Consider the following 18,696-nt stretch of genomic DNA (forward strand, 5'->3'; position numbering starts at 1 on the left):
GACCCGCGGGGTACAGTGCGGGCACCGCACCGCCGCGCCCCGCGCACCCCCGCAGCTCCCGACTCTGCACCGCCCGACTCCGCCCCGTTCCGTCCCTTCCCGCAGACACCCACCAAGGCCCGTCCCCGTGCTGACCACACCCACCTTCCGGGTCCTCACCCCGGCCGAACTGCGCGACGCGCTGTCCGTGCTCGACCAGGACCCGGTGGCCAACGCGTTCGTCACCGCCCGGGTGCTCGACTCCGGCCTGGAGGCCCCGCAGCTGGGCGGCGAGATGTGGGGCTGGTACCCGGCCGGGCGGCTGGCGTCGCTGTGCTACTCCGGGTCCAACCTGGTGCCCGTCCGCGCCAGCCCGGCCGCCCTGCGCGCCTTCGCCCGGCGCGCGCTGCGGGACGGGCGACGCTGCTCCTCGCTGGTCGGCCCCGCCGACCAGGCGGCGACGCTGTGGTCCCATCTGGAGCCGCGCTGGGGCCCGGCCCGCGAGCTGCGCGCCCGCCAGCCGCTGATGGTCGCCGACACCGTCCCGGCCCACGTCACGCCCGATCCCCTGGTGCGGCCGATGCGCAAGGACGAGATGGACCTGGTGCTGCCGGCCGCGGTGGCGATGTTCCACGAGGAGGTCGGCTTCTCGCCGCTGGACGCCGAGGACGGCGGCCTGATCTACCAGGCGCGGGTCGCCGAGACCGTCGGCAACGGCCGCTGCTTCGCCCGGGTGGAGGGCGGTCGCGTCGTCTTCAAGGCCGAGATCGGCGCCGTCACCCCGCACACCTGCCAGCTGCAGGGCGTCTGGACGGCCCCCGACCGGCGCGGGCAGGGCCTGGCCACCGCCGGTCTGGCCACCGTGCTGCGGCACGCGCTCGGACCCGCCGGCGCCCCGGTGGTCAGCCTCTACGTGAACGATTTCAACGCACCCGCGTTGACCGTCTACCGCCGCCTGGGCTTCACCGAGGTCGGCACCCTGATGAGCGTGCTCTTCTGAGCCGGCCGTCCCGGCCGTCCCGGCCGTCCCGGGCGCGCCGTGCGCGCGGGCGTCACCGGCGCGCCGCGGCGAGGGTGCGGGGCGCCCGAGCCGGCCTCGACGCGACTTCCCCGGCCAGGCGCGTTAGCCTCCCGCACATGACACCTTCTGCCGGGGAGGCCGCCCCGGGCGCCCAGGACATCGCCATCGGACCACTCGACCTGGCGGCCTGGGTGGACGAGGCGCTGGCCGTGCAGGCGCAGGCGTTCGGCCTGAGCCAGGACGAGATCGGCGTGCGCCGTCACATCGTGCTGCGCCACCTCGCCAACCCCGACGCCCGCGCCCTCGGCGCCACCGTCGGCACGGGACGGCTGGTCGGCTTCGTCTACGGCATGCCGAACGACCGCGCCCAGTGGTGGTCCTCGGTCGTCGAGCCGTACCTGCGCCGCGAGGGCAACGACGCCTGGCTCGACGACTCCTTCACCATCACCGAGCTGCACGTGCTGCCCGCCTACCAGGGACAGGGCATAGGCCGCCGGCTGATCACCATGCTCACCGACTCCGTCGCCGAGCCGCGGTCGATACTGTCCGCCATCGACACCGAGAGCCGGGCCCGGGCGCTCTACCGCAAGCTGGGCTACCAGGACCTGGCCCGCCGCGTGCTCTTCCCCTCCGCGCCCTGCCCCTACGCCGTGATGGGCGCGCCCCTCCCGCTCCGTCGCTAGGTCCTTGCCGGCCGGGCCCCGATCGCCCGCCGCGACGCCGGCGGATGGGGCACCTCCCGGGCCCCTGGAGCCTGGGGAGACCTCGCGCGTCGCCGGGCGCGCCGAGATGCTCCCCCAGGTCCCCGAGGAACTGGGGGGAGCTGCGGGCTCATCCGACGCGATGTCGCGGTCACGCCCCAGGTGACTTACCGGCCGGCCGGGCCCTGGTCGTCCACGGCGCCAGCGGGTGGTGCCCCCGTCATGCGTACGAGGGCGACCCTCCGCCCTGCGATGCGCCGCATCATGAGGGAGCCGCGGGCTGATCCGACGCGACCTCGCGGACATGCCCTGGGCGTGTTGCCGGCCGGCCGGACCCCGCTGCCCACGGCGCCGGCGCGCGCGGTCGCCGCGTCGTCCGCCAAGCCGGAACCGGCCTTCGGGTCCCACGGGCCGTGGATGCCCGGGGGCGCCGCTCCGTCCGCGATCGCCCGCACCGTGGAACCACGGGGTCCCGGAGCCGGAGGCGCACCGCTCAGAGCCAGCTGGCGAACTCCCACAGCAGCTCGGCCTCCGACCGGCGGCCCGCGTCCGCCGCCCGCGCCCCGGAGGCCACGGCCCGGAACAGCGTCCAGCCGCGGAGCCGCTCCTGTTCCACCTCTATCGCGTCGGCCAGCCGGGTCAGCCGTCGCCGGGTCACCGCCGCCGCCCCGGCCGAGGCCACCAGATCGTGCAGCCGGTCGCGGACGAGCCTGGCCAGGTCGTAGGCGCGCTCGCCCACCACCGGCTCGGGGCCCACCGCCAGCCACGGCGCCCGCTCCGGATCGCCGGCCAGCACCGCGCCCTGCCGGAAGTCGCCGTGCAGCAGCAGCCGTTCCGCACCGGCCGCCGACCCGTCCGCGAGCAGCGCCTCCCTGGCCTCCAGCGCCGCCTCGACCAGCGGCGTCACCTCCGGCGGGGCGGCCGAGCGCAGCAGGGCCGCCTGCCCGGCGGTCCGCTCCGCCACCGAGGGGAACGGATGCCCGGGCCCCGGGTCCACCCAGAGCCGGCGCGCCGTCTCCAGCGACTCCAGGAACGCCTTGGCCTCGGGCAGCGAGCGCAACGAGGTGCGGCCGTGCAGCCGCTCCAGCAGCAGCGCCCCCGCGTCGGGTGCGCAGCGCAGCGACCGCACCGCCCCGAAACCGTCCCAGCGTCGCAGCGCCGCGTCCTCCAGCGTCGCCTCCGCGCCCGGGACCGGCGCGCACAGCTTCAGCGCGGCCGGTTCGCCGTCCGCCGTCCGGACCAGCACGGTCATGCTGGTCCGGCCGCCGGGCTCGACCACCCGCTCCGGGGTCAGCTCCCAGCGCCGCGTGATCTCGTCGACCAGGTCCGGCAGCGCCGCCAGCCAGTCGCCCGCGTCCGCCGCCCGCGCTCCGACCAGCCGCTGCGGGGGCGCCGTCCGCGGCGTCGACACCGGGCTCACCGGTCCCCTCCCGAGTCGGCGTACTCCGGGAGACCGGGGAACGGCACGCCGTCGCCGCCCCAACGCACCGCCCGCACCGCCGCCTCGCGCAGCGCGGAGGCGGCCGAACGCCGCTCCTCGCCCGCGGTGGCCGCCACCAGGTCGGCGTAGGCGCCGGCCAGCCGCGACTCCAGGCGGGCGGCCAGCCGCAGCGCCGTGGCGCCGTCGGCGACCGGAAAGGGCAGTTGGTAGGCGACCGCCGCGGCCACCGGGGCCGCGCCGAGCTGGCGAACCGTGCGCTCCAGGGCGTCACGCCGCGCGCGGTGCGCGGCGTGCGCCTCGCTGGCCCGGCCCGCGTGCTTCTCGTCGACCAGGCTGCCGACCACGCCGTAGCCGTAGACGGCCGCGTGCTCGGCGGCCAGCGCGGCCTGGGTCGCCTCCAGGGACGCCGGCGGCTCCTCCGTCAGCGGACGGGACCCGCGCGCCCGACCGGCACGGTCCGGGCGACTCGTCGTGTGGGTGAGGCTCATGCGGTCACCTTGTTCAGCAGGTACGCCTGGACCGAACCGGCGGCGGCCAGCGAGGCCAGCAGCCGGGCCAGTTCGGGCGTCGTGTCGGCCAGCGCCTGGTGCCGCCGCTCGGCCGTGCGGCGTTCGGCCTCGACCAGCGCGGCCACCGCCCCGGCCGGATCCCCGGGCACCTCGAACGCGACGGCGGCGGACTCCGGCTTCTCGTCACCCGCCCCCAGCGCGGTCTGGTGGGCGACGACCACCTCGCGGAACGGCGCCAGCGGCTCCTGAAGCGCCGGATGCGCCCGCACGGTCGCGTCGTAGCGGGCGAGCAACTCGACACCGTCCCTGGCCGTCCGGCGGCGCAGCCCGTCGGCCTCGGCCTCGGCTTCGGCCGCCGCCCGTTTCTCCGCGGCGGACTCGCCGCCGTCCGAGCAGCCGGTCAGCACTCCGGTCAGGCCGAGCGCGGTGCCGCCGATCAGCAGGACGCGCCGGGGCAGAGGGCCGGGCACGGTGGACGCGTCGCAGGAGACGCCAGGGGGCATCGCTTTCCCGCACTTCCCGTCGCGGATGGACCGTTGGGCAGGCGGTGACGACTTGTCGGGTCGTTGGCCGTCCCGATGAGATCACCGCATGGTGAGCGTACCCGCGCGCAGAGCGCATCCTGGCGCCACCCCACCCACCGGCGCGCCCAGGGCGCACACACGGCGTACTGGGGGCGCTCGCTCGCCCCGGTCGGCGTACGCCGCCGTAGGCGATAGGGTGTCGAACGAGACCTCAGGAGATCATCACCGCGCGATCCCGCCCGAACACCGTCCCGCGATGATCTGACAACAGCACACGCGGCCGAGGAGTCACCCGGATGAGCACCACCCAGATCGACAGGCTGCGGGAGCTGCTGGAGCCGCTGACCGGGAAGCGCGGGATGGATCTCGAGGAGATCGCCATCACCCCCGCCGGCCGTCGGCGGGTGCTGCGCGTGGTGGTGGACGCCGACCAGGGCGTGGGCCTGGACGCCTGCGCCGAGCTGAGCAGGGTGGTCTCCGCGGCGCTGGACGAGACCGACCTGATGGGCGGCACCCCGTACGTGCTCGAGGTCTCCTCGCCCGGCGCGGAGCGTCCGCTCACCCAGCCGCGGCACTACCGCCGGGCGGCCGGCCGCCTGGTCAGGGCCCAGCTGCACCAGGGTGGCGAGCTGACCGCCAGGATCGTCGCCGCCGACGACACGGGTGTCGATCTGGAGGTGCCGGGGGAGAAGGGACGCAAGCCCACGGCTCGCCGCGTCGAGTACGACGAGATCGCCAGGGCCCGGGTCGAGGTCGAGTTCAACCGCAAGGACCCGAAGACCGGCGGCGTCGACCGGGACGCGACCCACCGAAGCCAGGAGGAGGCGTAGCCGTGGACATCGACATGAGCGCCCTGCGCGGGCTTGTCAGGGAGAAGGAGATCTCCTTCGACCTGCTGGTCGAGGCGATCGAGGCGGCCCTCCTCATCGCGTACCACCGGACCGAGGGCAGCCGCCGCACCGCCCGGGTGGTGCTGGACCGGCAGACCGGGCACGTGACGGTCTGGGCCAAGGAGGACCCGGAGGACGTGGCCGACCTGTCCGAGGACGGCGAGGAGGCCGAGCCCGCCGAGCCCGTCGAGCTCCGGGAGTTCGACGACACCCCGGACGGCTTCGGCCGGATCGCCGCCACCACCGCCAAGCAGGTCATCCTCCAGCGGCTGCGGGACGCCGAGGAGGACATCACCTTCGGCGAGTACGCGGGGCGGGAGGGCGACGTCGTCACGGGCGTGGTGCAGCAGGGCCGCGACCCGCGCAGCGTGCTGGTGGACATCGGCCGCCTGGAGGCCATCCTGCCGCCGCAGGAGCAGGTGCCGGGCGAGGAGTACACGCACGGCGCCCGGCTGCGGTCCTACGTGGTCCGGGTGGTGAAGGGCGCCCGCGGGCCCTCGGTGACCCTCTCGCGTACCCATCCGAACCTCGTCAGGAAGCTCTTCGAGCTGGAGGTTCCGGAGATCGCGGACGGCTCCGTGGAGATCGCGGCCATCGCCCGGGAGGCCGGGCACCGCACCAAGATCGCGGTCCGCTCGCTGCGCCCCGGGCTGAACGCGAAGGGCGCCTGCATCGGTCCGATGGGCGGCCGGGTGCGCAGCGTCATGGCCGAGCTGCACGGCGAGAAGATCGACATCGTGGACTGGTCGGACGATCCGGCCGAGCTCGTCGGCAACGCCCTCTCGCCGGCCCGGGTCAACAAGGTGGAGGTCGTCGACGCCGCCGCCCGGTCAGCCCGGGTGACCGTGCCGGACTACCAGCTGTCGTTGGCCATCGGCAAGGAGGGGCAGAACGCCCGGCTCGCCGCCCGGCTCACCGGCTGGCGCATCGACATCCGGTCGGACACCGAGCCCGAGCCGGACGCCGCCGGCGGCTGACCGCGGGCGGCACGGGCGGCACCGCCCCGGCCGCCAGGGCCCGGGGTGACGACCGGGAATGTGGCCGCCCGGCACGCCGTTGTGCCTGGTGGCGCGGTGACCACCGGGGCGCCGCGGTCGCCTGGACACCGGCACCGCCCCCGGCCGGAGCGCGGGGGATACGGGGAGGTAGAATCGATGGTGTCTGGTCGGACGCGCGCGCGGCCCTGCCCTGAACGCACATGCGTCGGATGCCGGCAGCGCTCGGCGCGGGATGGTTTGCTGCGTGTGGCACTGACCGGGGACCGTTGTGTCCCCGATCTACGCGGTACGCTGCCCGGTCGGGGTGCGTATGTGCACCCCACGCCGGCCTGTCTCGAGCTGGCGGTTCGCCGTCGGGCGTTTCCCCGGGCCTTTCGGGCCGAGGGGCCGCTCGACACCGGCGAGCTGCGGCGCGTGGTCGGCCAGGCGGCACCGTAAGACGAGCCGTGTGGAAGGTCCGCACGGTCAGGTACCTCGCGAGTCGGAAGTAGGTCGAGATTGCGATGAGCACTCGATGAGTACGCGATGAGTACGCCCGTGAAGTAGCGAAGGTCCGGCGGACGACCGACCCCGGACCGTATAAGGAGCGAAGTGGCTAAGGTCCGGGTATACGAGCTCGCCAAGGAGCTTGGGGTGGAGAGCAAGGTCGTGATGGCCAAGCTCCAAGAACTTGGTGAATTCGTCCGTTCGGCGTCCTCGACCATCGAGGCGCCCGTAGTACGCAAACTGACCGACGCGTTCGGCAACGGTGGCGGCAGGAAGCCCGCCAGGCCCGGTGCGGCGAGGCCCGCCGCGCCCAGGCCGGGTGCCGAGACGCCCAAGCCGGCCGCGCCCAGGCCGGGCGGCGCCGCGCCTCGACCGGGGGCTCCCCGGCCGGCCGGCCCGAAGCCCGGCGCCAAGCCGCGCCCCGCGGCCCCCGAGTTCACCCAGCCGACCGGCGACACCGCGCCGCCGAAGCCCGCTGGTCCGCGCCCCGGTGGCACCCCGGCCGCGCCGCGGCCCGGTGGCGCCCCCAGCGCCGCGGGTGGCCCCGGCGCCCCGGGCGCCCCCAGCAGGTCCGGCCCGAAGCCCAGCGGCGGCGGCCCCAAGCCGAGTGGCGGCAAGCCCGGCGGTGGCGGCCCCAAGCCGGGCGGCCGTCCGGCCGGACCGCGACCGGGTAACAATCCCTTCACGACGAGTGGCTCCACCGGCATGGCGCGCCCGCAGCAGGCGCCTCGGCCGGGCCCCGCGCCCCGCCCCGGCGGTCAGCCGGGCGGGCCGAGGCCGGGCGGTCAGGACCGCCCGGGACCCCGCCCGCAGGCGCCGGGTGGCGGCCGCGCCACCCCGGGCAACATGCCGCGCCCGCAGGGCCCCGGCGCTGGCGGCCCGCGTCCGGGCCCCGGCGGTAACCGCCCGAACCCGGGCATGATGCCGCAGCGTCCGTCGGCCGGCGGTCGTCCCGGCGGCGGCCCTGGTGGCCGCGGTGGCGGTCCGGGCGGTCCGCGTCCCGGCGGCGGCGGCGCCGGCGGTGGCTTCGGCGGCCGCGGTGGCGGCGGTGGCGGTCGTCCCGGCGGTGGCTTCGGCGGTGGCGCCGGTGGCCGTCCCGGCACCGGCACCGGCACCCGGCCGGGTGGCGGCGGTGGCGGCGGTGGCCGTCCCGGCTTCGGCGGCGGCCCGGCGGGTCGCGGCGGCGGTCGCGGCGGCACCCAGGGCGCCTTCGGCCGACCCGGTGGGCCGGCGCGACGCGGCCGGAAGTCGAAGCGGCAGCGCCGCCAGGAGTACGAGGCCATGCAGGCGCCGTCGATCGGCGGCGTGATGCTGCCGCGCGGCAAGGGCGAGACCATCCGGCTCTCCCGCGGCGCCTCGCTCACCGACTTCGCGGAGAAGATCAACGCCAACCCGGCGTCGCTGGTCCAGGTGATGTTCAACCTGGGCGAGATGGTCACCGCGACCCAGTCGGTCTCCGACGAGACGCTGCACCTGCTCGGCGACGAGATGAACTACACCGTCCAGATCGTCAGCCCGGAGGAGGAGGACCGCGAGCTGCTCGAGTCCTTCGACATCGAGTTCGGCGAGGACGAGGGCGGCGAGGAAGCGCTCATCGCCCGGCCGCCGGTGGTCACCGTGATGGGCCACGTCGACCACGGTAAGACCCGGCTGCTGGACGCGATCCGCAAGACCAACGTGATCGAGGGTGAGGCCGGCGGCATCACCCAGCACATCGGCGCGTACCAGGTCTCGATCGACGTCAACGACGAGGAGCGTCGGATCACGTTCATCGACACCCCGGGTCACGAGGCGTTCACCGCCATGCGTGCCCGCGGTGCGAAGTCCACCGACATCGCGATCCTCGTGGTGGCGGCGAACGACGGCGTGATGCCGCAGACCATCGAGGCGCTGAACCACGCCAAGGCGGCGGACGTGCCGATCGTGGTCGCGGTGAACAAGATCGACGTCGAGGGCGCCGACCCGGCCAAGGTGCGCGGCCAGCTCACCGAGTACGGGCTCATCGCCGAGGAGTACGGCGGCGACACGATGTTCGTCGACATCTCCGCCCGCCAGGGCACGAACATCGAGAACCTGCTGGAGGCCGTGGTGCTCACCGCGGACGCCGCGCTCGACCTGCGCGCCAACCCCCGGCAGGACGCCCAGGGCATCGCGATCGAGGCGCACCTCGACCGCGGCCGCGGCGCCGTGGCCACCGTGCTGGTGCAGCGCGGCACGCTCCGGGTCGGCGACACGATGGTGGTGGGCGACGCCCACGGCCGCGTGCGGGCCATGCTCGACGACTCCGGGCGGAACGTCTCCGAGGCGGGACCCTCCATGCCGGTCCTGGTCCAGGGCCTGACCAACGTGCCGGGCGCCGGCGACAACTTCCTGGTGGTCGGCGAGGACCGCACCGCCCGGCAGATCGCCGAGAAGCGGGCCGCCCGCGAGCGGAACGCCGCGTTCGCCAAGCGCACCCGCCGGGTCTCCATGGAGGACCTGGACAAGATGCTCAAGGCGGGCGAGGTCCAGCAGCTCAACCTCATCATCAAGGGCGACGCCTCCGGTTCGGTCGAGGCCCTGGAGTCCGCGCTGCTGCAGCTGGAGGTCGGCGACGGCGTCGAGCTGCGCGTCCTGCACCGGGGCGTCGGCGCGGTCACCGAGACCGACATCGACCTGGCGGCCGGCTCCGACGCCATCGTCCTCGGCTTCAACGTGCGCGCCGAGGGGCGCGCCACGCAGGCCGCCGAGCGCGAGGGCGTGGACGTCCGGTACTACTCGGTCATCTACCAGGCGATCGAGGAGATCGAGGCCGCGCTGAAGGGCCTGCTGAAGCCCGAGTTCGAGGAGGTCGAGCTGGGCACCGCGGAGATCCGTGAGGTCTTCCGCTCCTCCAAGCTGGGCAACATCGCGGGTGTCCTCATCCGCTCCGGCGAGGTCAGGCGGAACACCAAGGCGCGCCTGGTGCGCGACGGCAAGGTGGTCGCGGAGAACCTCACCATCGAGGGCCTGCGGCGCTTCAAGGACGATGTCACCGAGATTCGTGAGGGTTTCGAGGGCGGTATCAACCTCGGCAACTACAACGACATCAAGATCGACGACGTCATCGCCACCTACGAGATGCGGGAGAAGCCGCGCGTCTGACGCGACGCCACGGGGCCTGTCCGGTCGGTGAAAACCCGCCGGACAGGCCCCGTCGCTCCCACTACGATCAGCGGCATGTATACCGGGACTCTGTCCATTGACCTGCTGCTCGGGGAGGTGCACTCGCTCAAGCAGAAGCGCTCCGTGGTGCGGCCCATCGTGGCCGAGCTGCAACGCCGGTTCGGCGTCAGCGTCGCCGAGGTGGGCGACCAGAACCTCCACCGCCGCGCCCGGATCGGCCTGGCGGTGGTCTCGGGGGACACCGGTCACGTCATCGACGTCCTCGACCGGTGCGAGCGTCTGGTGGCCGGCCGCCCCGAGGTGGAGCTGCTGTCCGTGGGCCGCCGCGTCTACGGCGCCCACGACGACGATCACGACGAGACGGTCGTGATCACCAGGAACGACGAGGAGACGTGACCAGTGGCCGACAATGCGCGGGCCAAGAGGCTGGCGGACCTCATCCGCGAGGTGGTGGCCGAGAAGCTGCACCGGGGAATCAAGGACCCGCGGCTCGGGACCCGGGTGACGATCACCGACACCCGGGTCACCGGTGACCTGCGGGAGGCGACGGTCTTCTACACGGTGTACGGCGACGAGTCGGACCGCGAGGAGGTGGCGGCGGGCCTGCGCAGCGCGCGCGGCGTCCTGCGGTCCGCGGTGGGCGCGGCGACGGGCGTGAAGCACACGCCCAGCCTGGAGTTCGTCCCGGACGCGCTGCCGGAGAACGCCCGCACCCTTGAGCACCTGTTCGACCAGGCGCGGGAGCGCGACGAGCGGCTCAGGCAGGAGTCGGCCGGCGCGCAGTACGCCGCCGGCGCCGATCCCTACACCCCGCGCGGTGAGAGCCCCGAGGCCGACGCGGCCGACGGGACCGACGCGGACTCCGGCGACGCGGCCGGCGGCGAGCCGGGGGACCGTTCCGAGCCATGAGTCCACGCCCCCCGGGATCCGGCGCCGCCCCCGACGGGCTGGTCGTGGTGGACAAGCCCGCCGGGTTCACCTCGCACGACGTGGTCGCCGTGATGCGCGGCATCGCCCGCACCCGCCGGGTCGGGCACGCCGGGACCCTCGACCCGATGGCCACCGGCGTGCTCGTCCTCGGCGTCGGCCGGGCCACCCGGCTGCTCGGTCATCTGGCGCTGACCGAGAAGCGGTACGACACCACCATCCGGCTCGGCCAGACCACCGTGACCGACGACGCCGAGGGCGAGGTGACCGCCGGCGCCGGCGCGGCCGGCGTGGACCCGGCCGCCCTCGACGCCGCGGTGGCGGGTCTGACCGGCGACCTGATGCAGGTGCCGTCCAGCGTCAGCGCCGTCAAGATCGACGGCAAACGGGCCTACCGGCGGGTCCGCCAGGGCGAGGAGGTGTCCCTGCCGCCCCGACCCGTCACCGTCTCGGAGTTCAGCGTGCACGAGGTGGTGGAGCGCGTCGCGGCCGACGGCACGCCGGTCACCGACCTCGCCGCGACCGTGGTCTGCTCCTCCGGCACCTACGTCCGGGCCCTGGCCCGCGACCTGGGCGCCGCGCTCGGCACCGGCGGCCATCTGACCGCACTGCGCCGCACCCGGGTCGGCCCGTACACGCTCGACGCCGCCCGCACGCTGGACGCGCTCCGGGAGGGAGAGCTCGGCGTGCTGCCACTCGGGCAGGCCGCCGCCGCGGCCTTCCCGCGCTGGGACGTGGACGCCCGGCAGGCGGAGCTGCTGGGCAACGGCGCCCGCATCGCCACCCCGCCGCTGCCCCCCGGGCCGGTGGCGGTCTTCGGCCCCGGCGACCGTTTCGTGGCGCTCGTCGAGTCCCGCGACGACCAGTCCAGGAGCCTGGCGGTCTTCGCCTGATTCCCCGTCCGCCAGGGCTCGGGCGGCCCACGGGCGCCCCCGCCCGGCCGGAGCCGGGCGACCGGTGCGCGGCGTGCGCCCGGTACCGTGGCTCTGCGGGTCCACACGCGGACCAGACACGATTCCGTAAGGAGCGAGAACGGTGCAGCGCTGGCGAGGTTTGGCCGACATCCCCGGCGACTGGGGACGCAGCGTCGTCACCATCGGCTCGTACGACGGCGTGCACCGCGGCCACCAGTTGATCATCGGGCGGGCCGTGGCCCGCGCCCGCGAGCTCGACATCCCGTCGGTGGTCGTCACCTTCGACCCGCACCCCGCGGAGATCGTCCGACCCGGCACCCACCCGGCGCTGCTCGCCCCCCATCCGCGGCGCGCGGAACTGCTGGCCGCACTGGGCGTGGACGCGGTCCTGGTGCTGCCGTTCACCATCGACTTCTCGCAGCTGTCGCCGGCCGAGTTCGTGGTCAAGGTGCTGGTCGAGAAGCTGCGCGCGCGGACGGTCGTCGAGGGGCCCAACTTCCGCTTCGGGCACCGCGCCACGGGGAACGTCGGCACGCTGGCCGAGCTCGGCGAGACGTACGGCTTCGAGGTGCTGGTGGTGGACCTGGTCGAGCGCGGCGCGGCCGGTCAGGGCGAGCCGTTCTCCTCCACGCTGGCCAGGCGGCTGGTCGCGGAGGGTGACATGGTGGGCGCCGCCGAGGTGCTCGGCCGGCCGCACCGGGTCGAGGGCACGGTGGTGCGCGGCGCCCAGCGCGGCCGGGTGCTCGGCATCCCGACGGCCAACCTGGAGACCGTCCCGCATTCGGCCGTCCCGGCGGACGGGGTGTACGCGGGCTGGTTGCTCGCCGACGGCGAGCGGATGCCGGCGGCGATCTCGATCGGCATGAACCCGCACTTCCACGGCACCCACCGGTCGGTCGAGGCGCACGCGCTGGACCGCACCGACCTGGAGCTCTACGGGCAGTGGGTGGCCGTGGACTTCCACTCCTACCTGCGCGGCCAGGAGTCCTTCGACACGCTGGACGAGCTGATGGAGCGGATCGGCGACGACCTGCGCCGGGCCCGCGAGGTCACCCGGGAGGACTGAGCGGCGGGGAGGGGCCTCCCCGCCGTCTCGTCCCTACGGCTGCTGGGGCGGCTGCTGCGGCCAGCCGCCCGGCTGCTGCGGATACGGGTAGCCGGGCTGCGGTGCCGGCGGCTGCTGGGCACCGGGCTGTTGCGGTGCCGGCTGCTGCTGGGGCGCCTGCTGCGGGTAGCCGTACCCCTGCTGCGGGTCCGGCTGCGGATATCCGTACTGCGGCTGCTGGCCCGGGTGCGGCTGCTGCTGGCCGGGCAGCGGAGGCGCCATCTGCGGCGGCATGCCGCCGTCCGGCATCCACAGCCCCTGCTCCTGCTGGGCGCGGGCGAAGTCCTCCGCGATCAACGCCGCCAGGTCGAAGTACGACTGACGGGTCTTCGGCCGCAGCAGGTTCAGGTCCAGCTCGGCGCCGGCCGACAGGTGCTCGTCGAAGGGGGCCACCACCACGCCGCGGCAGCGGTTCTGGAAGTGCGCCACGATGTCGTCGACCTTCACCAGCCGGCCGGTCTCGCGCACCCCGGAGATCACCGTGATGCTGCGCCGCACCAGCTCGCCGTAGCCGTGCGCGGAGAGCCAGTCCAGCGTGGTGCTGGCGCTGCTCGCGCCGTCCACGGACGGCGTGGACACGATGATCAGCTGGTCCGCGAGGTCGAGCACCCCACGCATCGCGCTGTACAGCAGGCCGGTGCCCGAGTCGGTGAGGATGATCGGGTACTGCTTGCCGAGCACCTCGATGACGCGCCGGTAGTCCTCGTCGTTGAAGGCCGTGGACACCGCCGGGTCGACGTCGTTGGCCAGGATCTCCAGGCCCGAGGGTGCCTGCGAGGTGAACCGCCTGAGGTCCATATAGCTGTGCAGGTACGGGATCGCGCCGACCAGGTCGCGAATGGTCGCGCCGGTCTCCCGGCGCACCCGGCGGCCGAGCGTGCCGGCGTCCGGGTTGGCGTCGATCGCGATGACCTTGTCCTGCCGCTCGCTGGCGAGCGTCGCGCCCAGCGCCGTGGTCGTCGTGGTCTTGCCGACGCCGCCCTTCAGGCTGATCACGGCGATCTTGTAGCAGGACAGCACGGGCGTCCGGATGACGGCCAGCTTGCGCTGGCGCTCCTCCTCCGCCGCCTTGCCGCCGAAGCGGAACCGCGAGGCGGGCTTGCTCGCCGGCTGCGAGCGCGGCTTCTGCCGCCGCTCCTGCAGCAGCCGCTCCGAGGACAGCTCCACGGAGGCGGTGTAGCCCAGCGCGCCCGGCTGCATCTGCGGCGCGTACTGCTGCGGGTCCGGCCAGGACGCGCCGGCCCGCGGGTCCGGCGGCTGTTGCGCCGGCTGACCCGGCTGCCCGTGCGCGCCCGGCTGTACGGGCTGCGCCGGCTGGCCGGGCTGCGGCGCGGCGGGCGGCGGGGCGACCGGCTGCCCCGCCGGCGGGCCCGCCTGCTGCGGGGGCTGCGGCGCGGCGGCGGACGGCCCGGCCGCCAGCTGCGGCGGCTCGGGGACGGCGGGCAGCGCCGGCTGGCTGGACTGCGGCTGCTGCGGGAACTGCTGGGGGGCCGGCGGCGCCGGCTGGGCCGGATGCGGCACGTGCTGCTGCGGCGCGGCCGGTCGGGGCTCGGGGTGTGGGTAGGCGTACCCGGGCCCGGGCTGCTGCGGCTGCGCCTGGTGCGGCACGGCGGGCTGCGGCTGCGGAGCGCCGGGGAACGGCTGCTGCGCCGGCCCCGCGCCCGGCTGCGGGCTCTGGTGTGGGCCCTGGTGCGGAACGCTCTGCTGGCCCTGCGGCGGCGCGCCGGGGTGCGGAGGCGGTGCCTGCGGCGGCACCGTCATTCCGCCGGAGGTGCCGTGCGGCCCGGCGGTCGCGGGCGGCGCCGGGAACGGCGCGGGCCCGGGGGAGCCGCCCAGGCCGCCGGGGCCCGGGGGCGGCGGCGCGTCCTGGGGAACGGCGTCGTGCGGAACGGCGTCCTGCGGCTCCGGCTCGGCGGGAACCGCGTCCCGCGGCTCGTCGGTGGGTTGGCCGGCGAGCCAGGCCGGCCGCTGGGCCGGCGCCGGGTTCGGCTCGGCGGGCGCCGCGCCGACCGGGTAGCCGTCGTGCGGCCGGCTGCCGGGCACCGCGGGCCAGCCCGGCTGCTGGTCGGCCGGGGGGTTCGCCGGCTGCGGTCCTGGCACCGCCGGCCAGCCGGGCTGCTGGTCGACCACGCCTGCCGCGGGATCGGCCGGCTGCGCGCTGGGCACCGCGGGCCAGCCGGACTGGCCCCCGTCCGCCACGCTCGCGTCCGGGCCCGTCGCGGGGACGGGCTCGTCCGCCGGCGGGTGGTCCTCGCCGGCTGCCTGGTCGGGGGGCGGCGCGTCCACGGCGTCCCGCGGCTCGGCATCCGGGCCGGGATCCCCGCCAGGCACCGCGTCCTGGGGCGTCGCGGCGGAATCGGCCGGGTCGGCGTCGTCGGGCGCGTCGTGCGTGGCCGACGGCTGGTCGGCGGGCGGCTCGGCGGCCGCGTCCTGCGGCTCGGCGTCCGGGCCCGCCACGGTGCCGGCCGCGTCGGTGGTGTCCGGGACGGGGTCCGCGGGCGGCGTTTCCTGGGGCGTCGCGGCGGTGCCGGTCGGGTCGTCGGCTGCATCGGCTGCGCCGTGCGTGGCCGGTGGCTGGTCGGCGGGCGGCTCGTCCGTCGCGTCGTTCGCCGGCTGGGCCTCCGCGACGCCGGGCGGCGCCGCGGGGGCGGACGCCGGGATCCCGGGCCAGCCCGGCTGTGGCGGCAGCGACGGCGCGCCGCTGGTGGCCGGGCCCTGCGCCTCGCCCGCGGCGTGCACCTGGTCCGGCGTGCGGACGGGAGCCGGCGGTGGCTCGGGCGCGTCGGAGTGCCCGTTCCCGCCGGGAGGCGCCGACGGTTGCTGTTCCGGCACGGTGCCCTCCCCGGGCCCCGACGGCCCGGCGTCCTCGCCCTGCGCGGGCACGGAGAACCGCAGCGTCATGCCACCCGAACCGGCCGCGTCGCCGCCGGCCCGCGCCGTGAAGATCGCGGTCGGGTCCGTACCGGCCCCGGGCAGCACCGGGTCCGGCGCGGCGTCCCGGGGCTCGTCGTCGGCCGGGCGCGCGTCGTCGCGCTGGGCGTCCCGCGCCCCGGCCGCCTCCGGCGCGGAGAAGAAGAAGCCGGGCGGGGTGGGCGGCGGCCCCGGGTGCGTGCCGCCCCTGGGCCCCGGCGGCGCCGCCGGCGCGTCCGGGGGCCCCGAGAGCTGGAAGTCGGGGGGCAGCGGCGGCAGCCCGCCGGGCAGCCCGGACGGCGGGCGCGGCGGCATGGGCGTCCGGTGCGCGGGCGGTGTCTGGGGTGCCGAGGGTCCCTCGGCGATCGCCCGGCGCACCGCGGCGGCCGAGATCTGCATGGTCGCGCCGCTGGACATCTCGTCCGGCGCGGCGTCGCTCGGTTCGGCACCCTCCACGGCCTGTCCTGGCGCGTCAGGCGCCGGCGGCGGCGGTGTGGGTGCCGACGCCGGGACCCCGGGGCCGACCGGCGCGCCTCCGGACTCCTCGCCGGTGTACCAGGCGGGCTGCGAGTAGTCGGCGGTGAACTGCTCGGACTCTCCCCGCTCCTCCTCGCGGAGCCCGTCATCGGGTCGCTCGGCACCGGAGATCTCTCCCGCGGTGCGGACTCCGTCCCGGTCGCTGTTCACGACGCCTCCCGCTACTGGTCTTGCTGGCTGATCCGCACGTCATGGGGCCCTACGCGGATGACGGGCCGGATCCCCCGAGCGGTTCCCTGTGAAACGGGTTCAGGCACCTGCCGCCGGCAGTCCAGCCGCACCCACCCTCACCCTAATCGCCACGGCGGGAACAACCCCACCCCTCCCACCGGGCGGAGGGCGGCCGGCTCCGCGAAACTCCATCAAAAAGGACATATGTCGGCGGATGGACCGCCGGGAAATCCCCGCGCGTTCGCCGGCGGCAGCTGCCATCATGCCGCGCATGACCCACCCGTGGACCCCCGACGAGCTCGCCCACGCGGGACCCGAGCACCTCGACCCCGCGTTCGTCGCCGCCTTCGACCGCAAACAGGGCTTCCCCGACCCCGCGGACGACATCGCGGCGCTCCGCGAGCACGGCCTGGCCGCGGACGCCACCGTCGTCGACATCGGCGCCGGCACCGGCCAGTTCGCCCTCGCCGCCGCGCCGGTCTTCGGCCGGGTGGTCGCGGTGGACGTCTCCTCGGCGATGCTCGCCGCGCTGCGCGCCCGGGCCGGCGAGGCCGGCCTCGCCAACCTCGCCTGCGTGCAGGCCGGGTTCCTCAGCTACGCACATTCGGGGCCGGCCGCCGACGCGGTGCACACCCGGCACGCGCTGCACCAACTGCCGGACTTCTGGAAGACCATCGCCCTGCGTCGCATCGCCGACCTGCTGCGTCCCGGCGGCGTGCTGCGGCTGCGCGACCTGATCTACGACTTCCAGCCCGCCGACGCCGAGTCGGTCTTCGCCGACTGGATCGGGAACGCCGCCACGGACCCCACCCGCGGCTACACCGCCGAGGACTACACCACGCATATCCGAACCGAGCACAGCACCTACCGGTGGCTGCTCGAACCCATGCTGGCCGCCGCCGGATTCGACATCATGGACGTCGAGTTCGCCGGCCGTCTCTTCGGCGCCTACACCTGCGTCAGGAGGTGACCCCGCGCGCCGACCGCACACGGGGCCACCGCCCGAGGCTCATTCGATGTCGAACTCGCCGTCCCGTGCCCCGAGCACGAACGCCTCCCACTCGGCCGCGGTGAAGCGCAGCACCGTGTCGGGATCCTTGGAGTTGCGCATGCCCACGGCGCCGCCCGGCAGATAGGCGATCTCCACCTTCTCGTCCTCGGGACCGTCGGGCGCGCTGAGCCACTCCGCCCCGGAGATGTCCATGGAGTAGAGCTCGTTCTTCTCGCGCTCCTTGCGCGCCGCGATCTCTTCAGGCGTCTCGGTCGTGGCCATCAGCTGAAGCTCCCCTCGTTCACTTCATCTACGAACGCCCGCCACGCGGCCGCCCGGGGAGTGATCGTAACGCAGCACACCGTCACGAACCCCGGTCGTGACGGACCGAACTGGCCGGAATGTGCCGGGCCGGCAGCCGGCCGAAGGCGGCGGGGCCGGAGGAGACGGGGAAGCGCGGAGCGCCGGACGAGGCGCGTCGGTGCGGCTAGAAGGTCCGGAGCCACCAGTCCGCGCCGAGCACCAGCACGAACCCCGTCACCAGCACCGCCATGCCGAGCCGGGTGCGCCCCCGCCGGCTCATCTCGATGACGGAGCCGGAGAGCACGAAGGCCGCTCCGTACAGCCCGAGGGACTGCAGGGACGAGCCGTCGCCGAGCTGGACGACGAGCACGACCGCCATCGCGACCATCGCCGCCGCCGCGATTCCCATCCGCAGGCGCCTGGCCTGCCGTGGCGTGAGCCCTTCCCGAGTCGAAGTCACGACAGGAGCATAAGCGTTCGGGCGACGACCCGACCGGTGGAACGGTCCCGGAGCCGGCACGGTGAGCGCGCCGTCACGGGCCGGTTGTACTCCTGTCGCCGTCCTGCGGTAACCTGCTAAGCGGCCGTTTGCGTACGCGCCCCCGGAGCCGTCTGTCGAGCTCTGGAGGAAGCGCTCAGCGGACCTCGCCTCCCGAGTTCAGGAAGCTCCCCCGCGGATCAGACCGGGGGCACTCGGTGGCTAGCCATCATCCACCAAGGAGTACGTGTGTCGTCGCTCGATGCCGCAACGAAGCAGAAGATCATCGCCGAGTTCGCCACCCAGGAGGGCGACACCGGCTCCCCCGAGGTGCAGGTCGCGCTGCTGTCCCGCCGCATCTCGGACCTGACCGAGCACCTGAAGACCCACAAGCACGACCACCACTCCCGCCGGGGTCTGCTGCTCCTGGTCGGCCAGCGCCGCCGGCTGCTGCAGTACCTGGCGCGCAAGGACATCCAGCGCTTCCGCGCCCTGGTGGAGCGCCTGGGTATCCGGCGCGGCGCGGCGGGAGCCAGGTAGCACGCGAATGAGGGAGCGGCCCGGTCAGCGGGCCGCTCCTTCGGCATACCCGTCGGAAGTGGGGATGCCGGGCCAGTCGACGCATCCCTTTGTAGGCTGGTCCCACAGGACAGAACAGAATCGACAC

18 protein-coding genes are annotated in these 18,696 nt (G+C 75.1%); 12 read left to right on the forward strand and 6 right to left on the reverse strand.

All coding sequences use genetic code 11. The annotated features are described in order from the left end of the window. Positions 1 to 127: 127 nt before the first annotated feature. Both ABGB06_RS38220 and ABGB06_RS38225 read left to right on the forward strand, forming a co-directional pair. Positions 128 to 979 (forward strand): GNAT family N-acetyltransferase, encoded by an 852-nt coding sequence (locus ABGB06_RS38220; RefSeq protein ID WP_347599892.1) that lies wholly within the window; start codon positions 128 to 130, stop codon positions 977 to 979. Between the two features lie 137 nt (positions 980 to 1,116). Next, entirely contained in the window at positions 1,117 to 1,683 is a 567-nt protein-coding gene (locus ABGB06_RS38225; protein ID WP_347599895.1) for a GNAT family N-acetyltransferase, read from the forward strand. 511 nt (positions 1,684 to 2,194) lie between these two features. Here the strand turns inward: ABGB06_RS38225 and ABGB06_RS38230 are convergent. Genes ABGB06_RS38230 through ABGB06_RS38240 form a run of 3 tightly spaced genes read right to left on the reverse strand, consistent with a single transcriptional unit; the run spans position 2,195 to position 4,154 of the window. After that, the gene (locus tag ABGB06_RS38230) at positions 2,195 to 3,121 is read right to left on the reverse strand and encodes an aminoglycoside phosphotransferase family protein (protein ID WP_347599898.1); all 927 of its coding nucleotides are present in this window, start codon (positions 3,119 to 3,121) and stop codon (positions 2,195 to 2,197) included. Continuing rightward, positions 3,118 to 3,630: a ferritin-like domain-containing protein gene (locus ABGB06_RS38235; protein WP_347599901.1), complete on the reverse strand. Its 513-nt coding sequence runs from the start codon at positions 3,628 to 3,630 to the stop codon at positions 3,118 to 3,120. Before ABGB06_RS38235 ends, ABGB06_RS38230 begins: the two co-directional genes overlap by 4 nt. Next, the gene (locus ABGB06_RS38240) at positions 3,627 to 4,154 is read right to left on the reverse strand and encodes a hypothetical protein (protein WP_347599904.1); all 528 of its coding nucleotides are present in this window, start codon (positions 4,152 to 4,154) and stop codon (positions 3,627 to 3,629) included. Before ABGB06_RS38240 ends, ABGB06_RS38235 begins: the two co-directional genes overlap by 4 nt. Positions 4,155 to 4,471: 317 nt before the next feature. On the opposite strand from ABGB06_RS38240, the gene rimP reads away from it, so the two are divergent. The 8 genes from rimP (at position 4,472) to ABGB06_RS38280 (ending at position 12,600) form a co-directional block, all read left to right on the forward strand. Beyond that, positions 4,472 to 5,005 (forward strand): ribosome maturation factor RimP, encoded by a 534-nt coding sequence (gene rimP, locus ABGB06_RS38245; RefSeq protein WP_347599907.1) that lies wholly within the window; start codon positions 4,472 to 4,474, stop codon positions 5,003 to 5,005. A gap of 2 nt (positions 5,006 to 5,007) precedes the next feature. Continuing rightward, entirely contained in the window at positions 5,008 to 6,042 is a 1,035-nt protein-coding gene (nusA, locus tag ABGB06_RS38250; protein ID WP_347599910.1) for a transcription termination factor NusA, read from the forward strand. A gap of 180 nt (positions 6,043 to 6,222) precedes the next feature. Then, positions 6,223 to 6,501 carry a YlxR family protein gene (locus ABGB06_RS38255; RefSeq protein ID WP_347599962.1) on the forward strand — a complete coding sequence of 93 codons (279 nt, stop codon included), beginning with the start codon at positions 6,223 to 6,225 and terminating at the stop codon, positions 6,499 to 6,501. Positions 6,502 to 6,654: 153 nt separating this feature from the next. Further along, positions 6,655 to 9,672: a translation initiation factor IF-2 gene (gene infB / locus ABGB06_RS38260; protein WP_347599913.1), complete on the forward strand. Its 3,018-nt coding sequence runs from the start codon at positions 6,655 to 6,657 to the stop codon at positions 9,670 to 9,672. A gap of 75 nt (positions 9,673 to 9,747) precedes the next feature. Further along, positions 9,748 to 10,089, forward strand: coding sequence for a DUF503 domain-containing protein (locus tag ABGB06_RS38265; protein ID WP_347599915.1), 342 nt, complete (start codon positions 9,748 to 9,750; stop codon positions 10,087 to 10,089). A gap of 3 nt (positions 10,090 to 10,092) precedes the next feature. Then, positions 10,093 to 10,602 (forward strand): 30S ribosome-binding factor RbfA, encoded by a 510-nt coding sequence (gene rbfA / locus ABGB06_RS38270; RefSeq protein WP_347599918.1) that lies wholly within the window; start codon positions 10,093 to 10,095, stop codon positions 10,600 to 10,602. Beyond that, the gene (gene truB, locus ABGB06_RS38275; RefSeq protein ID WP_347599921.1) at positions 10,599 to 11,513 is read left to right on the forward strand and encodes a tRNA pseudouridine(55) synthase TruB; all 915 of its coding nucleotides are present in this window, start codon (positions 10,599 to 10,601) and stop codon (positions 11,511 to 11,513) included. The genes rbfA and truB overlap by 4 nt, the downstream gene beginning before the upstream one ends. A 142-nt stretch (positions 11,514 to 11,655) precedes the next feature. Beyond that, the gene (locus tag ABGB06_RS38280; protein WP_347599924.1) at positions 11,656 to 12,600 is read left to right on the forward strand and encodes a bifunctional riboflavin kinase/FAD synthetase; all 945 of its coding nucleotides are present in this window, start codon (positions 11,656 to 11,658) and stop codon (positions 12,598 to 12,600) included. 33 nt (positions 12,601 to 12,633) lie between these two features. Here the strand turns inward: ABGB06_RS38280 and ABGB06_RS38285 are convergent, their stop codons facing one another. Further along, positions 12,634 to 16,236, reverse strand: coding sequence for an SCO5717 family growth-regulating ATPase (locus ABGB06_RS38285; RefSeq protein ID WP_347599927.1), 3,603 nt, complete (start codon positions 16,234 to 16,236; stop codon positions 12,634 to 12,636). A 292-nt stretch (positions 16,237 to 16,528) separates the two neighbouring features. On the opposite strand from ABGB06_RS38285, the gene ABGB06_RS38290 reads away from it, so the two are divergent. Continuing rightward, the gene (locus tag ABGB06_RS38290) at positions 16,529 to 17,227 is read left to right on the forward strand and encodes a class I SAM-dependent methyltransferase (RefSeq protein ID WP_347599930.1); all 699 of its coding nucleotides are present in this window, start codon (positions 16,529 to 16,531) and stop codon (positions 17,225 to 17,227) included. A 39-nt stretch (positions 17,228 to 17,266) separates the two neighbouring features. On the opposite strand, the gene ABGB06_RS38295 is transcribed toward ABGB06_RS38290, so the two are convergent. Continuing rightward, a complete protein-coding gene (locus ABGB06_RS38295; RefSeq protein ID WP_347599933.1) occupies positions 17,267 to 17,530 on the reverse strand; it encodes a DUF397 domain-containing protein in 264 nt (87 codons plus the stop codon). Positions 17,531 to 17,735: 205 nt separating this feature from the next. After that, on the reverse strand, positions 17,736 to 18,011 hold the full coding sequence (locus ABGB06_RS38300; RefSeq protein WP_347599936.1) for a hypothetical protein: 276 nt from the start codon (positions 18,009 to 18,011) through the stop codon (positions 17,736 to 17,738). A gap of 267 nt (positions 18,012 to 18,278) precedes the next feature. On the opposite strand from ABGB06_RS38300, the gene rpsO reads away from it, so the two are divergent. Then, the gene (rpsO, locus tag ABGB06_RS38305; RefSeq protein WP_311633300.1) at positions 18,279 to 18,569 is read left to right on the forward strand and encodes a 30S ribosomal protein S15; all 291 of its coding nucleotides are present in this window, start codon (positions 18,279 to 18,281) and stop codon (positions 18,567 to 18,569) included. Positions 18,570 to 18,696: the final 127 nt, after the last annotated feature.

This window comes from Streptomyces sp. B6B3, from assembly GCF_039871525.1.
GTDB lineage: Bacteria > Actinomycetota > Actinomycetes > Streptomycetales > Streptomycetaceae > Streptomyces.

Coding starts and splice junctions, on each gene's coding strand:
- ABGB06_RS38225 (WP_347599895.1), top strand. CDS start 1,117: ATGACACCTTCTGCCGGGGAGGCCGCCCCGGGCGCCCAGGACATCGCC.
- ABGB06_RS38235 (WP_347599901.1), bottom strand. CDS start 3,630: ATGAGCCTCACCCACACGACGAGTCGCCCGGACCGTGCCGGTCGGGCG.
- ABGB06_RS38240 (WP_347599904.1), bottom strand. CDS start 4,154: ATGCCCCCTGGCGTCTCCTGCGACGCGTCCACCGTGCCCGGCCCTCTG.
- rimP (WP_347599907.1), top strand. CDS start 4,472: ATGAGCACCACCCAGATCGACAGGCTGCGGGAGCTGCTGGAGCCGCTG.
- ABGB06_RS38265 (WP_347599915.1), top strand. CDS start 9,748: ATGTATACCGGGACTCTGTCCATTGACCTGCTGCTCGGGGAGGTGCAC.
- truB (WP_347599921.1), top strand. CDS start 10,599: ATGAGTCCACGCCCCCCGGGATCCGGCGCCGCCCCCGACGGGCTGGTC.
- ABGB06_RS38290 (WP_347599930.1), top strand. CDS start 16,529: ATGACCCACCCGTGGACCCCCGACGAGCTCGCCCACGCGGGACCCGAG.
- ABGB06_RS38295 (WP_347599933.1), bottom strand. CDS start 17,530: ATGGCCACGACCGAGACGCCTGAAGAGATCGCGGCGCGCAAGGAGCGC.